16 protein-coding genes are annotated in these 15,530 nt (G+C 63.0%); 7 read left to right on the forward strand and 9 right to left on the reverse strand.

Annotation, left to right across the window (positions count from 1 at the left end):
• Both NKJ13_RS00005 and NKJ13_RS00010 read left to right on the forward strand, forming a co-directional pair.
• Positions 1-390, forward strand: a 390-nt coding sequence (locus NKJ13_RS00005; protein ID WP_352776964.1) for a TOBE domain-containing protein, incomplete at its 5' end; no start/stop codon positions are given.
• Positions 391-636: 246 nt separating this feature from the next.
• Entirely contained in the window at positions 637-918 is a 282-nt protein-coding gene (locus NKJ13_RS00010) for a hypothetical protein (protein ID WP_352448400.1), read from the forward strand.
• 12 nt (positions 919-930) lie between these two features.
• Here the strand turns inward: NKJ13_RS00010 and NKJ13_RS00015 are convergent, their stop codons facing one another.
• Positions 931-1,911, reverse strand: a complete 981-nt coding sequence (locus tag NKJ13_RS00015; RefSeq protein WP_352737550.1) for an AraC family transcriptional regulator — start codon at positions 1,909-1,911, stop codon at positions 931-933.
• Positions 1,912-2,002: 91 nt separating this feature from the next.
• Between NKJ13_RS00015 and NKJ13_RS00020 the strand changes: the two genes are divergently transcribed.
• Positions 2,003-3,226, forward strand: coding sequence for an MFS transporter (locus NKJ13_RS00020; protein ID WP_352737549.1), 1,224 nt, complete (start codon positions 2,003-2,005; stop codon positions 3,224-3,226).
• On the opposite strand, the gene NKJ13_RS00025 is transcribed toward NKJ13_RS00020, so the two are convergent.
• Positions 3,223-3,570 carry a GFA family protein gene (locus NKJ13_RS00025; RefSeq protein WP_023675184.1) on the reverse strand — a complete coding sequence of 116 codons (348 nt, stop codon included), beginning with the start codon at positions 3,568-3,570 and terminating at the stop codon, positions 3,223-3,225. The two genes, NKJ13_RS00020 and NKJ13_RS00025, sit on opposite strands and share 4 nt — an antisense overlap.
• Before the next feature lie 120 nt (positions 3,571-3,690).
• Between NKJ13_RS00025 and NKJ13_RS00030 the strand changes: the two genes are divergently transcribed.
• Positions 3,691-4,986 (forward strand): amidase, encoded by a 1,296-nt coding sequence (locus NKJ13_RS00030; RefSeq protein WP_352448397.1) that lies wholly within the window; start codon positions 3,691-3,693, stop codon positions 4,984-4,986.
• 14 nt (positions 4,987-5,000) lie between these two features.
• Here NKJ13_RS00030 and NKJ13_RS00035 read toward each other — a convergent pair whose 3' ends face one another.
• The 5 genes from NKJ13_RS00035 to NKJ13_RS00055 are packed head-to-tail and all read right to left on the reverse strand — an operon-like array spanning position 5,001 to position 9,239.
• Entirely contained in the window at positions 5,001-5,384 is a 384-nt protein-coding gene (locus NKJ13_RS00035; RefSeq protein WP_023675186.1) for a DUF6748 domain-containing protein, read from the reverse strand.
• A 42-nt stretch (positions 5,385-5,426) separates the two neighbouring features.
• Entirely contained in the window at positions 5,427-6,407 is a 981-nt protein-coding gene (locus NKJ13_RS00040) for a hydroxyacid dehydrogenase (protein ID WP_352677652.1), read from the reverse strand.
• Position 6,408: 1 nt separating this feature from the next.
• Entirely contained in the window at positions 6,409-7,125 is a 717-nt protein-coding gene (locus NKJ13_RS00045; protein ID WP_292661187.1) for a FadR/GntR family transcriptional regulator, read from the reverse strand.
• A 1-nt stretch (position 7,126) separates the two neighbouring features.
• A complete protein-coding gene (locus NKJ13_RS00050; RefSeq protein ID WP_352737548.1) occupies positions 7,127-8,296 on the reverse strand; it encodes a mandelate racemase/muconate lactonizing enzyme family protein in 1,170 nt (389 codons plus the stop codon).
• Positions 8,297-8,351: 55 nt separating this feature from the next.
• Positions 8,352-9,239, reverse strand: a complete 888-nt coding sequence (locus tag NKJ13_RS00055; RefSeq protein WP_023675190.1) for a sugar phosphate isomerase/epimerase family protein — start codon at positions 9,237-9,239, stop codon at positions 8,352-8,354.
• Between the two features lie 392 nt (positions 9,240-9,631).
• Here NKJ13_RS00055 and NKJ13_RS00060 point away from each other — a divergent pair, with 392 nt between their 5' ends.
• The 3 genes from NKJ13_RS00060 (at position 9,632) to NKJ13_RS00070 (ending at position 13,062) form a co-directional block, all read left to right on the forward strand.
• Positions 9,632-10,687, forward strand: coding sequence for a sugar phosphate isomerase/epimerase family protein (locus NKJ13_RS00060; RefSeq protein WP_254816745.1), 1,056 nt, complete (start codon positions 9,632-9,634; stop codon positions 10,685-10,687).
• Positions 10,688-10,826: 139 nt separating this feature from the next.
• Entirely contained in the window at positions 10,827-12,032 is a 1,206-nt protein-coding gene (locus NKJ13_RS00065) for a Gfo/Idh/MocA family protein (RefSeq protein WP_352737547.1), read from the forward strand.
• A gap of 178 nt (positions 12,033-12,210) precedes the next feature.
• Complete coding sequence (locus NKJ13_RS00070) at positions 12,211-13,062, forward strand: sugar phosphate isomerase/epimerase family protein (RefSeq protein WP_352776965.1); 852 nt, start codon at positions 12,211-12,213, stop codon at positions 13,060-13,062.
• Positions 13,063-13,086: 24 nt separating this feature from the next.
• Here the strand turns inward: NKJ13_RS00070 and phnE (NKJ13_RS00075) are convergent, their stop codons facing one another.
• Both phnE (NKJ13_RS00075) and phnE (NKJ13_RS00080) read right to left on the reverse strand, forming a co-directional pair.
• Positions 13,087-14,454 carry a phosphonate ABC transporter, permease protein PhnE gene (gene phnE / locus NKJ13_RS00075; RefSeq protein ID WP_352737545.1) on the reverse strand — a complete coding sequence of 456 codons (1,368 nt, stop codon included), beginning with the start codon at positions 14,452-14,454 and terminating at the stop codon, positions 13,087-13,089.
• A 67-nt stretch (positions 14,455-14,521) separates the two neighbouring features.
• The gene (gene phnE, locus NKJ13_RS00080) at positions 14,522-15,478 is read right to left on the reverse strand and encodes a phosphonate ABC transporter, permease protein PhnE (protein WP_254816749.1); all 957 of its coding nucleotides are present in this window, start codon (positions 15,476-15,478) and stop codon (positions 14,522-14,524) included.
• Positions 15,479-15,530 lie beyond the last annotated feature (52 nt).

Here is a 15,530-nt window from a genome sequence, read left to right on the forward strand (position 1 = left end):
CCGCCGCTTAACCTCAGCGCCGGCAACCCCGGCACCCGCCGGGCGGGGCTGCCGCCGCTCCCTTGCGCATTGCCGTCTGCCGGGGGCGCCCCGCCCCCGGGGGGCGCCAAGACGGGCGCGGCGACCGACGGTCGCCCGCTCGTCTTCGGTATTCGTCCCGAGGACGTCTATCTCGAGACCGGCGCGCCGGTCGAGGCGCGGGTCCATGACGTCGAGAACCATGGCGTCGAGAAGATCCTGACGCTGCGGGTCGGCGACGCCATGCTGCGCGCCACCGTGCCTGCGAGGACCGACGTCCAGATAGAGCAGCCGGTGCGCTTTGCCTGGAACCCGGACAAGGTGGTGCTGTTCGACAAGGGCAGCGGAATAAGCCTGCGTCACGCCGGCTAAGTACAACCGTCTTTACTGCCCTAGAGCGGGATACGTTCAAAGTGAACCGTGCATGCCGCTCTATCCATGTGTTTTAGCCGCATTTGTGCGACGCCACGTGATTCCGCTTGGCTGCGAAATGCTCGAGTCTTCTCGTCATCCCCCGTACGGGGGATGCGGATGCTCCGATTTGTCGAATAGGCTGATCCTCTGGTCCCAAACGGGCTTTGCAAGCCCAATTTGGAGGCCCAAAACGGAGGGTTGGCTATGGGAAATCTGTTCCGCAGTTTTGCGACGATCCTGCTCGTCGCCGGTATGGGATTGTCGGCGGCGCATCTGGGCGAGGCGCAGGCAGCCAAGAAAGTTGTCGCCGGCGCGAAGGTCGACGCCAAGAAGATCAAGGACCTCAACGGCACGGTCAATCTGTCCACCAGCGACTGCAAACTGTTGTTGAGCGGCACCGTCGTGGAAGTCTCGGATGGCAGGTGCGGGGCCTCCGGCAAATATTGCAAGAGCAGCGCCGGCTCGGCCTGCATCACCGAGCAATAACCCGGCCAACGTTTAGCCGGCCTGGCGGATATCAGCCTGTTCCTCGGCCCGGAAATGGCTGGGCGGCGATCCGATGACCCGTTTGAAGGCGCGGCTGAAGGAGGCGTCGGATTCGTAGCCGAGACGAGCCGCGACGACGGAAATCTTGAGCCGGTCGCGGACCAGCCATTGCCTCGCCTGGTGCATCCGCACCTGCGTGACGTACTTTGCCGGTGTTTCGCCGACAATGGTTGCGAAGCGCTCGGCGAAACCTGATCGTGAGGAGCCCATCATCTTTGCCAGAGCGTCTACCGTCCAGTCGCGGCTCGGTTCCAGATGGATCGCGGCCAGCACTCGGCCGATCTCGCGGTCCCTCACCGCCGCGATCCATCCGGAAGAGTCGCCGCAGCCGCGCTCGACCCATGAGCGGATGACGGTCGCGGCGAGCACATCGGCCAGCCGCGCCAGGATGCCGCCGGAGCCGACGCGCTCCATCGTCACCTCGCGAGCCATCGCCTCCAGCAAATGCGGGATGCCTGGCTCATAGGCTTCCAACTCATGCGCGCGCATCACGTCCGGCATCATGCCGAGCAAGGGGTGCAAGCCATCGAGATTGAAATACATGCTGCCGAAAAACAGCAAGGTCCCCGGACGGCAGCCGGGCACGCCGTCATTCGACATGCAATAGACATTCTTGCAGATTTCCTCGACCTCATAGCCGTGGATCGGCGCCGCCTCGGTGCCCGGCTCACTTGCCAGCGTGTGGGCTGAGCCGCGCGGCAACAATACCGCGTCGCCCGCCTTCAGTTCCACCCATTCGCCGGACGGCTGCAGCAACCAGCAGCCTTTGCGGCCGATGAAATGAAACCGTGCCGCCGCCTGAGCCGGAAAATGGATGCCCCAGGGTTCCTTCATCTCGCAACGGCCGTAATCGACGCCTTCGAGGCGCAATCCGCGCAATATGTCTGTCAGCGGATCACCGGTGACGGGGATTTTGGACGAACGGTCAAGCATAATGGTGTTTCTAGCATGGAAACTCCAGACAGTCACTCCCTATGTTGCACTGCAGCCAGATGCTGCGCTGCAACCAGATCGGAGATCCCTCATGACCGAACCCGCGACAGGCGTCATGGACGCCGTTCTCGACCCATCGGAAACCGGCGAACGATCCGAGCCCGCATGGGGGGCGGTGGTCTCCCTGGCGCTCGGAGTCTTTGGCCTGGTGACCGCGGAATTTCTGCCTGCCAGCCTGCTGACGCCGCTTGCGCAGGATCTCGGCATCACCGAAGGCGCCGCCGGGCAGGCGGTAACGGCCACCGCCGTCATTGGTGCGATTGCGGCGCCGACCATGGCTATTGTCACCAAGCGGCTGGACCGCAGGCTGGTCATGTGGGCGCTGACGGTGCTGCTTGTGCTGTCAAACCTGGTGGCCGCGTTTGCGTCCTCGCTTCCCGTTCTTCTGATTGCCCGCATCATGCTCGGGATCAGTCTTGGCGGCTTCTGGTCGATGTCGGCAGCCATGGCGATGCGGCTCGTTCCGATGCGGCTGATGCCGCGCGCCATGTCGATCATTCTCACCGGCGTTTCGGTGGCGACGGTCTGCGCGGCTCCGGTCGGCGCCTATGTCGGCGACATCTGGGGCTGGCGGACGGCGTTCATGATCGCCGCCGTGGTCGGTGCGCTGGCGCTGCTGGTGCAGGTGGCTACCATTCCGAAGCTGCCGCCTGCAGGTACGGCAGGTTTTCGCACGCTGCTGGAGGTGATGAAGCGGCCGATGATCAGGGTGGCACTGCTGGTGGTGCTGCTGGTCGCCTCGGGACATTTTGCCGGCTTCACCTATGTCCGCCCGTTTCTCGAGAAGGTGCCCGCGCTGGACATCGAGACGATCTCGCTTGTGCTGCTCGCCTACGGCATTGGTGGCTTCTTCGGCAATTTTGCCGGCGGCTTCATTGCCGAACGCAGCCTCAAGGCAGCCGTCAGCCTGGCGCCCCTGCTGATCGCGTTTTCGGCGCTCCTGCTGCTGGTGGTCGGAGTTTCACCCGTCGTGGCTGCAATAGCAGTGGCCAGCTGGGGCTTTGCCTTCGGCGCCGTCCCAGTCGGGCTGCAGACCTGGCTGGTGCGGGCCGCCCCCGATCAGGCGGAAAGCGCCGGTGGGCTCATGGTTATGACGTTCCAGGTCGCGATCGCGTTGGGCGCCGTCTTCGGCGGCCTGCTGGTCGACAATACCGGCGTTGCCACCGCCTTCGCCTATTGCGCGGCGGCGACGTTGCTTGCGGCACTGGCGGCGTTCTTCCTTGGCCCCAAGCCGATCGACGACCCCAAGGCCTAAACGGAACGGCCGTCGAAGTCGAAGACCGGCACGGCGGCGACGTCCAACGCCTCGATGCAATTGATATTGATATAGGCACTTCGCCCGCTCCCTTCGCCGACATCCTCGGCGAAGGGGTGAATGCCGCAGCTGCGGCAGAAGCGGTGGGCGATGACATGGTTGCCGAAGCTGTAGCGACCGAGATCATCGCCCCAGGCAAGCACCCGCATGCTCTCATGCGGAACTGCCCATAGCAGTGCACCCTTGCGCGAGCAGATCGAGCAATTGCACCGAACGGCTCCGGTCAGCTCGCCTTCGACCTCGAACGCGACCTTGCCGCAGTGGCAGCTGCCTTGGTAGAGCATCGGGCCTTCCTCCTTCGGTTCGACAGGTGCAAATCCGACCGTGCCGGGTTATGTCTCCTGCGGCCAGTTTCTGGCTGCTACCTTAAGACGTTGCAAACGCGCGGAGTCCGACACCGAAAAATGCAATCAGCCCGCGATCACCTCGAAGCAATTCTTTCGCCTCTTGCCGCTCGCGTCGACGATGAGAGGGTTTTCGTAAAGCTCTACCCGGAAGCCGCACGGGCGGCAGCGGACGCTACCGATGCGCGGCGAAAAGCCGGCGTCACGCTCGGGCCGCTCGATGGGGCGATCGTCTCGATCAAGGATCTGTTCGATGTCGCCGGCGAGCCGACCACGGCCGGCTCTCTGCTGCTCGCCAACGCAGCGCCGGCGCTGCGGGATGCCATTGTCGTGCAACAGTTGCGCCAGGCCGGTGCAATCATCCTCGGCAAGACCAACATGACCGAGTTCGCCTTTACTGCAATCGGCGTCAATCCACATTATGGCACGCCCGGCAATGCTAGCGATGCCAGCCGTATTCCGGGCGGCTCCTCCTCAGGCGCCGGCGTTTCGGTGGGCGAAGGCACCAGCGAAATCTCCATCGGTTCCGATACCGGTGGTTCGGTGCGCATTCCGGCATCGCTGAATGGCGTCGTCGGTTTCAAGCCGACTGCGCGGCGCGTGCCGCTTGCGGGTGCGTTTCCGCTGTCAGCCACGCTGGACTCGATCGGTCCGCTGGCCCGCACCGTCGCCGAATGTGCGGCGGCCGATGCAGTGATGTCGGGCGAAAACCTGGCGGCACTGTTGCCGCTGCCGCTGGACGGCCTGCGCATCGGTATTGCGCGCGGCGTGCTGTTCGATGATACGCAGGAAGAGGTCGCGACGACGTTCGACCGGTGTCTGCGCAAGATAGAGCTTAGCGGCGCACGGCTTGTGGAGCTGTCGATCGACGACCTGCTTGCCGATCTGCGCGTGGCAACCCAACGCGCGTCGATCGCGGCGATGGAAGGGGCGGAGATCCATGCCGACTGGCTGGCGACGGGAGCGACGAGGCCGGTCGACCCGCGGGTAAGCGGGCCATTGTCGCGCGCCGCCGCCATTCCGGCCACGGTCTATATCAGGGCAATGCGCCGCCGCACGGCGCTGGCCGCCGCGATGGATGACCGGCTGGCGTCGGTCGACGTGCTGGCCCTGCCGACCACACCGGTGACGGCGCCGACGATCGTGTCGATGACCAGCGACGAGGCTCTGTGCAACAGGACGGAAGGCCTTCTGCTGCGCAACACGCAGGTCGCCAACCAGTTCGATCTATCAGCCATCTCGCTGCCGATGCCGGGAATGACGCGTCCGGCCGGGCTGATGCTGGTGGCGCGCAATGGCCATGACCACCACCTGCTGCGCATCGCAGCGGGCGTGGAGGGGCTGCTTGCAAATTGATCGGATAGCGCGTGTCAGCGCGACGAGCAGTGGCCGCGTTCGCTGTCCTTGGCGGCGCGTTCGATGCTGGTGGCTACCAGCCAAGGCAGGGTGTACCGCTTGCCGTTGAAGGTCCGGGTGCGGTTCTCGATCGAGCCGACAACAACGACCTTGCCGGCATAGAGCTTGTCTGAAAGATCGAGCGCCTTGTCTTGCTGCGGCAGGCGATCGATGTCGATTGAAACGCCTTTGATGAGCTTCCCAGCTGCGAGGTCGAGTGCGCTGTTCGATGGACAGGGTGCCGCCACGCAGCGTATGCCGTTGTCGCAGAACACGTAGCTACCCTGTCCGTTGGCGAAGGCTTGCGCCGTCGCCACGCAGAAGCCGGCGGTCAGCAGGAATTTTGTGACGCTTGCCATGCCGGCACCATCGCCGGCGAATTCGGGAAAATTGGGGCGCTTTCAGAAATCGGCAGGGAACCGCCGCCGGTAGTGCTCGACCACTTCGGCGTTGCGCAGATTGACCGGCAATCTGTTGGCCAGCACCAGCAAGGCTTCGCCAGCCGCGCCGACGCCCATGCGCATCATCGACTGCTCGGTAATCCCAGCCATGTGCGGGGTGACGATGACGTTGTCGAAGCCGAAATAAGGATGGTTGGGCGGTAGCGGTTGTGTAGCAAAAACATCGAGCGCAGCGCCGCCGATGCGGCCCTTCTGCAAGGCCTCGATCAGCGCGTTGTCATCGATCACCGGCCCGCGCGAAACATTGATCAGCAGCGCATCCGGCTTCATCCGCTCAATGCGCTCGCGGCTGATCAGCCCCCGTGTTTCGGGCGTCAGCGGGCAGCACAGAACGATGATGTCGCTCTGCTCGATGAGTGCATCGATCGACAGGAAGCCGACCCTGTCCGGCGCCGGCCGCATGCTGCGCGTCGTCGCCACCACATTCAGATCGAACCCATGGGCGGCGATGTGGCCAACCGCCTGACCGATCGCGCCGAGGCCGACAATGCCGATCGTCTTGCCCGCTAGCTCGCTGGCCACCACCGTGTGTTCGCGGCCCGCCAGCCAGCCCTTCGCACGCAAGTCGCGGTCCAACACACGGAAGCGCCTAAGTAGCGCCAGCGCCGCGAACATCACATATTCGGCGACAGATCGCGCGTTCACCCCCGGCACGTTCGCCACCAGCACGCCGGCCGCATTGGCCGCTTCCATCGGTACCATGTCCAGCCCGGCGCCGTGGCGGATCGCGGCCCTGAGCTTCTTCGCGCCTTCGAAAAGCGCCGCAGGCAAGGGAGCGCGAACGATGATGACATCGGCGTTCCTCGCCTCGGCGGCCAGCGTGGCCGCATCGAGGGCGGAAGCAACGACGAGTTCGCCGGCCCCGGTCAGCATGGAAGCGGCACGAGGGTGCAGTCTGTGTGTTGACAGGATCTTGGGCATTTCAGGCCTTTTCGAGCGCAGGGCTTTCCGGTTCCGCCCCACGCCCCTCGATCAGCCCCTTCCAGTAGCTTTCCGCGCCTTGCAGGTGGGCGCTCATCAGCGCCTGGGCGAGATTGCCGTCGCGGCGCAGCAGCGCCTCGTAGATCTGGATATGCTCGGCATGGGAGCGCACGCTGCGTTCGGGATCGTTGAAATAGATCGGCAGGCGCAGCTCACCCATCATGTAGTAGACGCTGCAGATATTGTGGAAGACGCTGTTCTTGGTCGCCCGCACGATCTCGAGGTGGAACTCGCGGTCTTCCCGGGCAAGCCCTTCACCGGCGGCGATGCGATCCTCGGAGGCCTTCAGGATCTCGCGCAGCCGCTCGAAATTCTCCTCGGTGGCGCGTGAACAGGCAAGTTCGGCGGCCTTGATCTCGTGGATCTTGCGCAACTCGACCGTCTCGTAGATCTGGACGGGATCGAGCGGCAGGCCGGCGCGGGCGAACAGCGCCATCGCCTCGACGCTCGCCTGCTTCGTATCGATGTAGATGCCGGATTTCGCCCGTCGCTCGACGATGCGCATGGCCTCGAGAATGGCCAGCGCCTCGCGGATCTGGCCGCGGCTGACGCTGAAATGCTCTGCCAGTTCGCGCTCCGACGGCGTGCGGCCCGTCTCCTTGTCCGAATGGGAGAACAGATAGGCGGCGAGTTCCGCGAGAAGGTTCTTTTCTTTCATGTCAGCCGTGTTGCGCGTGCGCCTCCAGGAACCGCTCCGAAATGGTGAATCCCAGCCCGGGTCTATCAGGGATCGCTACCATACCGTCCTTTGCTTCGACAGTCTCTTCGATCAGATCGTGGATCATCGGGTTGGCGCCGAGCGAATATTCGACGGTGAAGCTCGCCGGTGAAGCAGCGCAGACATGCAACCCGGCAAAGAAGCAGGGCGCGCCGGCCCAAAGATGCGGCGCAAAGCGCAGATTGAAGGCGCTGGCGATGGTGCCGATCTTCATCGCCTCGCTGATGCCACCGCAAAAGGCCGGATCCGGCTGGAATATATCGGCGGATTTGAGCACGGCGAGGTCGCGGAAGGCATAGCGCGTCGCCTCACTTTCGCCGGTGGCGATCGGGATCGAACCGCAGGCGCGCACCTCGGCCATGCCGGGCTTGTCGTCGGCGATCACCGGCTCCTCGAACCAGGCGAGATCGAGGTCGCCGGCGAGATGGATAAAGCGCTTGGCTTCGGCCACCGTGTAGGTGCCGTGCGCGTCGACCATCAGGTCTATATCGGGACCGAGCGCCTGTCTGGCGGCACGGACGCGAGCGGCCGAGATATGTGGGGCGCCGTCCATGGCGCCGACGCGCATCTTCAGCGCCTTGAAACCGCCCTTGGTGATGTAGGACTGCAGCTGGTCGCCGATGGCTTCCGCAGTAGCCCAGCCGCCGGAAGCATAGGCCGGCATGCGGTCCAGCTTGCGGCCGCCGAGCAGCCGCCAGACCGGAACGCCGAGCGATTTGCCAAGAATGTCCCACAATGCGATGTCGACGGCGCTGATAGCGGCGATGCTCATGCCGCGTCGCGCCAATTGCGGCATGGCGTGGCCGGCGCGAGCGGCGCTGTCGTGGCGCGTGCCATTATAGAGCATCTCCCAGATGACGCCGATGTCAGCCGGGTCGCGGCCGACCAGCTGCGGGCCGACCTCGTAGTTCAGCAAATGGACAAGGGCGCCGTAGCTGCCGGCGCTGCCGGCGGCATTCTTGCCCTCGCCCCAGCCGACCAGCCCGTCGTCGGTCTCGATGCGCAGGATGGCGGCGTCGAACGTCGCCACCTGACCGAAGTCGCTGCGGTGCTGCTTCGCGACTTCGATCGGTATGCGGACCCACCAGGCTTGGACCGTTTTGATGCGCATGTTCATCCTCGGCCCGGCCGCGGTGAGGCGGAAGGGCTCTTTCCAAACGGCTCGGCTACTTGATCAGCGGCAGCAGCGTTTCCGCGTTGATGCGCATCTGGTCGGTGTAGAATTTCTCCGTGAGCACGCTGGAGCCGTGGTCCTGAATGAACTTCAACTGCTCCGGCGAGATGTCGACGGGGTTGCGTTCGACCATGTCGGGATAGGGAGCAGCCGGCGTGCGGTCGACCGGAGCGACGAATTCATTGGTCAGCGCGCCGTCATAGCCGATCTCCTTCAGCGTGCCGACGATCTTCGGCCAGTCGATCTGCCCGAGGCCGGCGGCGAAGCGGTTGTTGTCGGCGACATGGAAATCGTACAGGCGCTTGCCGACCTGCCGGATCGCGTCGTAGACGTTAAATTCTTCCATGTGGATGTGGTAGGCGTCGAGGCAGACGCCGCATTCGGGGCTGACCGCATCGGCCAGCGCCAGTGCCTGGGCGCCGCGGTTGAACAGATAAGTCTCGAAGCGGTTGAGCGGCTCAACCGCGATCTTGACGCCGACTTTCTTGGCGTGGGTGAAGCATTCCCGGGTGGCGTCGACCACCCATTTCCATTCCTCTTCCTCGGTGCCGTCCGGCACGACCTTGCCGACGGTGGCGGGAACCAGCGTGATAATCTCGCCGTCGAGCTCGCTGACCATGGTCAGCACGTCCTTGACGTACTGCACCGACCGCTCGCGTTGGCCCTGGTCCTTGGCGGCGAGATTGCGCTCGCCCAGCATCAGCGTCACCGCTCCCCAGCAGCGAATGCCGTACTCGTTCAACAGTGCGCGCGTCTCCTTGGGCTTGTACTGTTCGGGTTCGCCGGAAATCTCGATCGACTCATAGCCGAATTTCTTGATGCGCTTGAGCGTCGTTTCCAGCGGCTCCGCCCGCATCCAATTGTGCGTCGAAAGATGCATGGTCTATCCTTCCCAGAATCGCCTGTACCAGTTTGCCTGCGGCGCACTCTGCCGAAGCCGCCGCATGATTCCTCCCCAAGGCGTCCCAGCATTTTTTTGCAAACTGGTTCGACCAATTGGGCTTGATGGGAGGTCTACAGTAATTTCATCTGGACGGCAAGAAGTGCTGCCATCAAGCGTTGGCTCGTGTCTATGCTATTGATTATACTTAAACATGTGGCTTAACTCGGCATGGTTGCAGGACTGCGGCAGCGCGTCAAATGGCTTGACCAGATTTCGGCATTTGGTAATACCAGAATAGCGGCGCTGAGCGCGCTGTGCAAAGAGACCAAAGACGCTGGCCCTGTTTTCAATCGGCGCTATGCTTGGTCGTGAAACATTAGGAGATGCCGATGCCGACGACGATGAAGGGACCTGGTCTGTTCCTGGCGCAGTTTGCGGGTGACGCCGCGCCGTTCAATTCGCTGGCCTCGATCACCAAATGGGCGGCCGGTCTGGGCTACAAGGGCGTGCAGATCCCGACATGGGACGCCCGATTGTTCGATCTCGAGAAGGCAGCCTCCTCCAAGGCCTATTGCGACGAGGTGAAGGGCATCTGCGCCGATGCCGGCGTCGAGATCACCGAACTGTCGACGCATCTGCAGGGGCAATTGGTGGCGGTGCATCCCGCCTATGACGCGCAGTTCGACGGCTTCGCGCCGGCTGCGGTGCACAACAATCCAAAAGCCAGGCAACAATGGGCGGTCGAACAGATGAAGTTCGCCGCCAAGGCGTCGAAGAATCTCGGGCTCAAGGCGTCGGTGTCGTTTTGCGGAGCGTTGGCCTTCCCATACCTCTACCCCTGGCCGCAGCGGCCGGCGGGATTGATCGAGGAGGCATTTGCCGAACTTGGCAAACGCTGGACGCCGATCCTCGACGTTTATGACGAAAACGGGGTCGATGTCGGCTACGAAATTCATCCAGGCGAGGACGTGTTCGACGGCGCGACATTCGAGATGTTCCTCGATTCGGTCGGCGGCCACAAGCGCTGCAACATCAACTATGACCCGTCGCACTTCCTGCTGCAACAGCTCGATTATCTCGAATTTATCGACATCTACCACGAGCGGATCAAGGCGTTCCACGTCAAGGATGCCGAGTTCAATCCAACCGGGCGGCAAGGCGTCTATTCCGGTTACCAGAGCTGGACCAACCGTGCCGGGCGTTTCCGCTCGCTCGGTGACGGGCAGGTGGATTTCGGCGGCATCTTCTCCAAGCTCACCCAATACAATTACGATTCATGGGCGGTGCTGGAATGGGAATGCTGCCTCAAGCACCCGGAGGATGGTGCGGCCGAAGGCGCTCCCTTCATCCAGCACCACATCATCAGGGTGACGGAAAAAGCATTCGACGACTTCGCCGGCGGCACGACCGATAAAAAGGTGCTGCGCGGCATGATGGGGATCTAGCACAGATATTCCCTCCCCCTCGAGGGGAGGGTCGATCCGCGCAGCGGATCGGGGTGGGGTCGCTGGGCGTAGGGCTCGGCATGAACCGACCCCACCCGGCCCTGCGGGCCACCTTCCCCTCAAGGGGAGGGGTATTTCAATGACGAGGGAGAAAATCGTGGTTGGCGCATCGAAGACGGAAACGGGAGGCGGTCCGATCCGCTACGGCATGGTTGGCGGCGGACAAGGCGCCTTTATCGGCGCGGTGCACCGCATCGCGGCACGCATGGATAACGAGTTCGTGCTGGTTGCTGGCGCCCTCTCGTCGAATCCGGAGCGCGCCAAGGCCTCGGCGGCCGAGCTTGGGCTCGATCCGGCACGCAGCTACGGCTCCTATGCCGAGATGGCCAAGGCGGAGGCCAAGCGGCCGGATGGCATCGAGGTGGTGGCCATCGTCACGCCGAACAATGTGCACGTGCCGGCCGCCAAAGCTTTTCTCGAGGCCGGCATCCACGTCATCTGCGACAAGCCACTAGCGACGACGCTAGCCGAGGCAAAGAGGCTGGCGGCGCTGGTCGAAAAGACTGGCAAGGTGTTCGTGCTGACGCATAACTACACCGCCTATCCGATGGTGCGGCAGGCACGCGAGATGGTGGCCAAGGGACAGCTCGGCGATATCCGCATCGTGCAGTCGGAATATCCGCAGGACTGGCTGACCGAAGACCTGGCCGCCACCGGCCAGAAGCAGGCTGCGTGGCGCTCTGACCCGAAGCAGGCGGGTGCCGGCGGTGCACTGGGCGATATCGGCACGCATGCCTACAACCTTGCCCGTTTCGTCTCCGGGCTGGAGCTCGATTCGTTGTCGGCCGATCTCGATGCCTTCGTGCCGGGGAGGCTGCTCGACGACAACATCAATGTGCTGCTGCGCTTCAAGCCGGTCGGCGGGTCGCACCCGGCCAAGGGAATGATCTGGGCAAGCCAGGTGGCGCCCGGCCACGAGAACGGGTTGAAATTGCGCATCTACGGCTCGAAGGGCGGCCTCGAATGGGTGCAGGCCGACCCGAACTATCTCTGGTACACGCCGTTCGGCCAGCCGAAGCAGTTGATTACCCGTAATGGCGCCGGCGCGCTCCCCGTCGCCGGGCGCGTCAGCCGCGTTCCGCCAGGGCATCCGGAAGGCTATCTCGAAGGTTTCGCCAACATCTATCAGGAAGCCGCGCGGGCGATTCGTGCAGCGCGCCAAAAGGGCGGGAAGCCGGCTAAGGATGTCGTCTTCCCGACAGTGCAGGACGGCGTCGAGGGCATGGCCTTCATCGAGGCCTGCGTGAAGTCGTCGAAGAAGAATGGGGCATGGACGAAGCTCTGAAGGGTGGTGGTGATAGTCAGGTGAGACCGGTCTGGCAAATGCCAGTTTCGTGCGCTTCCGGTGCTCATGTACCAAAGTACGTTCCGCTCCGGCTCTTGGAACCCACCACTTTCGGATCGGCCTGACCTGAATCTCACCACCCCTCCGGCGATCGGGCGAATGAAGGGAGGGGGCGTCGATGAAAATCGGCATGTGCATGTTGTTGTGGACGACCAGTGTCTCGAAAAAACACGAGCCGTTGCTGAGGGACATCAAGGCGACCGGCTTCGACGGCGTCGAAATACCGGTCTTCTCCGGCACGCCGGACAACTACAGGAAACTCGGCGAACTGCTCGACCGTATCGGGCTGCAACGCACCGCCGTCTCGGCGATGGGCGATCCGGCGATGAACCTGATCTCGCCGGATGCCTCGACGCGCAAAGCCGGTATCGACTACATGAAATCGGCGATCGACTGCGCTCAGGCGCTTGGCGCGAACACGTTGAGCGGCCCGCTCCATTCGACACTCGGGGCCTTCTCCGGCAGCGGGCCGACAGCGGCCGAGAGAAAACGTTCGATCGCTTCGCAACGCGCCATTGGCGACTATGCCGGCAACAAGAGCGTCACCATCGGGTTGGAGGCGCTCAACCGCTTCGAATGCTACCTGCTCAACACGATGGACGATTTATCGGAGCATATCGACGCGATCGACCGGCCGCACATCAAGGCGATGTACGACACCTTCCATGCCAACATCGAAGAAGCCGACCCGATTGGCGCCTATGCGCGCAACCGCAACAACATCGTCCATATCCACATTTCGGAGAACGATCGCGGGGTGCCGGGCCGTGGCCATATTCCCTGGAAGGAGACTTTCTCCGCCATCCGCAAGAGCGGCTACGACGATTGGCTGACGATCGAGGCGTTCGGGCGTTCGCTGAAGGACTTGGCCGCGGCCACCAAGGTGTGGCGCGACTTTTCCGAAGGCCCGGAAGCTGTCTACCGCGACGGCTACAGGCATATTAAGGACGGGTGGAGGAAAGTTGCATAACGATCGGCCAGCCCGATGCACCCGTCACCCCTGCTCGGCCTGTATCCTGTTGTAGTCGTGGATCGTCCTGCTCAGCCGGCGGCGCAGGAAATTGGAAATGTTGTCGAAGATGAAAACGACGAGCAGGACCAAGAGCACCATGTAGAAGACATTGGCCCAGTTGGAGTTGGTGCGCATCGCTTCCCAAAGCTTCAGGCCGATGCCACCGGCACCGACGGCGCCGATGATCGTCGCGCCCCTGGTGTTGGATTCCCACTGGTAGAGCGTCTGGCTGATGAAGACCGGGATCACTTCCGGCAGCACGCCATAGCGCTGCACCAGCAAGCCGTTGGCGCCGGTCGACTGGATGCCCTCGCGGGGCTTGTCGTCGATGTTCTCGAGGCCTTCCGAATAGACTTTGCCGAGCGTGCCGATCTCGGTGAAGAAAATCGCGGCGCTGCCGGCCAGCGGGCCCGGGCCGAAGGCGCGGGTGAAGAACAGCGCCCAGATCAGCATGTCGACCGAACGCATGAAATCGAAGAACCGCTTGAGCACCTGGCTGAGGAGGCCGCTCGGGGTGATGTTGCGGGCGGCGAAAAAGGCGAGCGGGAAGGCGACGATGCCGCCGAGCAAGGTGCCGAGAAACGCCATGACGATGGTCTGGAACAGCTTCGTCCAGACGTCGCCATGCTGCCATTGGGCGTTGTTCCAGATATTGTCCGCGGCCAGCGCAATGTTCGATGTGCCCGGCTTGAGCTGGGGTCCGGACATCAGCAACGAGACCACCTCGCCGGGCGACTTGCCGAAGAAGGGCGAGCGTGTGTCGAAGACGAAATTCGCCCAGCCGAGGAAGCGCTTGCGGACCTTGACGCGATCGACGGTTATGCGAACCTCGCCGGCAAAGCCCATCCGGGCGACGATTTCATCGTCATGCGCGGTGATCCAGTCCGGCACCGGGCCGGTTATCACCGGCTTGCCGCTGGTCAACGACACCGGCACCGCCTGGCCATTGGCGACAAGCGTTGCCTCGGCCTTGTCGAAGGTGACGGATTTGGCTCGGCCTTCGATCAGAACGGTGTAGGAGCCGTTGGCATTGGCGATGACCCAGTCCGGATGCGGGTCTTCGCCAAGTGCAGAAAAACGCGGGTATTTGGGGGTGATCTGAGGCTGATCGAGACGGAATTCCGGCTGCAGATCGTAGCTGATCCATTGCGTGAGGAAGAGCGGCAGGCGCTCCCAGTGCGATTCCCTCAGCACTTGCGGCAGGCTGAAGAACCACAAGGCATAGACGAGGTAGAGCAGGATGCCGGCGAACAGCACCAGCGGGCCGAAGCGTTTGTACAAGGGCCGTCGGAACACTTGGGGAAAGCGCTCCTCTATCGCCTGCATCTCATCGGCGGTCATCGCGGTCATGGGCAGTCTTCTTGTTGATTTGCCAAGATCTTTTCCAAAAACCGGAATCCACTTTTTGGGATCATGGTCAGGCGCCCATCATGAAGGCCTGCTCGCCAACGAGCTTGCGACGAAGCCAGGCGGAGAACTGGTCGACGAGGAAGATGGTGGTAAACAACAGCAGCACCAGTGCCAGCGTCTTGGCGCCAAAGCCGCGTGAGATGGAGAGCTTCAGCTCCTCGCCGATGCCGCCTCCACCGACCGCGCCGATGATGGTCGAGATACGGACATTGATCTCGATCCTCAGCAGCGCATAGGACATGAAATTGGGCAGCACCTGCGGCAGGCCGGCGAAGCGCACGCGCTCGAACCAGTTGGCGCCGACCGCGCGCAGGCCTTCTTCGGCGCGCATGTCGATGTTTTCGTTGATCTCGTAGAAGAGCTTACCGAGGGCGCCGATCGAATGCAGGCCGATGGCGATGATGGCCGCGACCGGGCCAGTCGAGAGGATGGCTGCGAACAGGCCGGCAATGACGATCTCGGGGAAGGCGCGAAGCAGTTCCATGAAGCGCTTGACGACGAGCCTGAGCACCGGACTGGGTGTCAAATTGCGCGCGGCGATGAACGAGAACGGCACCGCAAAGACGAAGCCGATGAAAGTGGAAACCAGCGCCACGTTGAGCGTGGTGAGCATCAGCTCGAAATATTCGGGTAGGTAAAAACCGCCCCAGAGATAGACGCGGCCAAGCGGGAAGTTGAACTCCTGGCTGCCCTTGTCGTGCGGCGATGCGATGTCGAACAGCGCCCGCCAGACGTCGTTCCAGTCTTTGGGAACAAGCCAGCTAAGGAAATCCAGTATGTGCGGCAGCCGATCGAAGAAATGTCCGGCATTGGCCTCGTCGGCAAACCACATGGCTGTGCACATCGCGATAAGCAGCAAACCGATGCCGAGCGCCGTGTAGAACCGGCGCAAGGACGTCTGCCGTCGCCAGGAATCGGCTGTCCGCCGGGTCGCATCTGAACGGATCGTGGCTGAGATGGTCATGATCGGACATGCAAAAAGGGCGGCGCTGGTAAGGCCGCCCTTTGCAACTGCA

The organism is Mesorhizobium sp. M0174 (assembly GCF_040322275.1).
GTDB lineage: Bacteria > Pseudomonadota > Alphaproteobacteria > Rhizobiales > Rhizobiaceae > Mesorhizobium.

Bases quoted from the DNA above. Each gene is read 5' to 3' on its own strand.
- NKJ13_RS00010 (WP_352448400.1), top strand. From the start codon at position 637: ATGGGAAATCTGTTCCGCAGTTTTGCGACGATCCTGCTCGTCGCCGGT.
- NKJ13_RS00015 (WP_352737550.1), bottom strand. From the start codon at position 1,911: ATGCTTGACCGTTCGTCCAAAATCCCCGTCACCGGTGATCCGCTGACA.
- NKJ13_RS00020 (WP_352737549.1), top strand. From the start codon at position 2,003: ATGACCGAACCCGCGACAGGCGTCATGGACGCCGTTCTCGACCCATCG.
- NKJ13_RS00025 (WP_023675184.1), bottom strand. From the start codon at position 3,570: ATGCTCTACCAAGGCAGCTGCCACTGCGGCAAGGTCGCGTTCGAGGTC.
- NKJ13_RS00030 (WP_352448397.1), top strand. From the start codon at position 3,691: ATGCAATCAGCCCGCGATCACCTCGAAGCAATTCTTTCGCCTCTTGCC.
- NKJ13_RS00035 (WP_023675186.1), bottom strand. From the start codon at position 5,384: ATGGCAAGCGTCACAAAATTCCTGCTGACCGCCGGCTTCTGCGTGGCG.
- NKJ13_RS00040 (WP_352677652.1), bottom strand. From the start codon at position 6,407: ATGCCCAAGATCCTGTCAACACACAGACTGCACCCTCGTGCCGCTTCC.
- NKJ13_RS00045 (WP_292661187.1), bottom strand. From the start codon at position 7,125: ATGAAAGAAAAGAACCTTCTCGCGGAACTCGCCGCCTATCTGTTCTCC.
- NKJ13_RS00050 (WP_352737548.1), bottom strand. From the start codon at position 8,296: ATGCGCATCAAAACGGTCCAAGCCTGGTGGGTCCGCATACCGATCGAA.
- NKJ13_RS00055 (WP_023675190.1), bottom strand. From the start codon at position 9,239: ATGCATCTTTCGACGCACAATTGGATGCGGGCGGAGCCGCTGGAAACG.
- NKJ13_RS00060 (WP_254816745.1), top strand. From the start codon at position 9,632: ATGCCGACGACGATGAAGGGACCTGGTCTGTTCCTGGCGCAGTTTGCG.
- NKJ13_RS00065 (WP_352737547.1), top strand. From the start codon at position 10,827: ATGACGAGGGAGAAAATCGTGGTTGGCGCATCGAAGACGGAAACGGGA.
- NKJ13_RS00070 (WP_352776965.1), top strand. From the start codon at position 12,211: ATGAAAATCGGCATGTGCATGTTGTTGTGGACGACCAGTGTCTCGAAA.
- phnE (WP_352737545.1), bottom strand. From the start codon at position 14,454: ATGACCGCGATGACCGCCGATGAGATGCAGGCGATAGAGGAGCGCTTT.
- phnE (WP_254816749.1), bottom strand. From the start codon at position 15,478: ATGACCATCTCAGCCACGATCCGTTCAGATGCGACCCGGCGGACAGCC.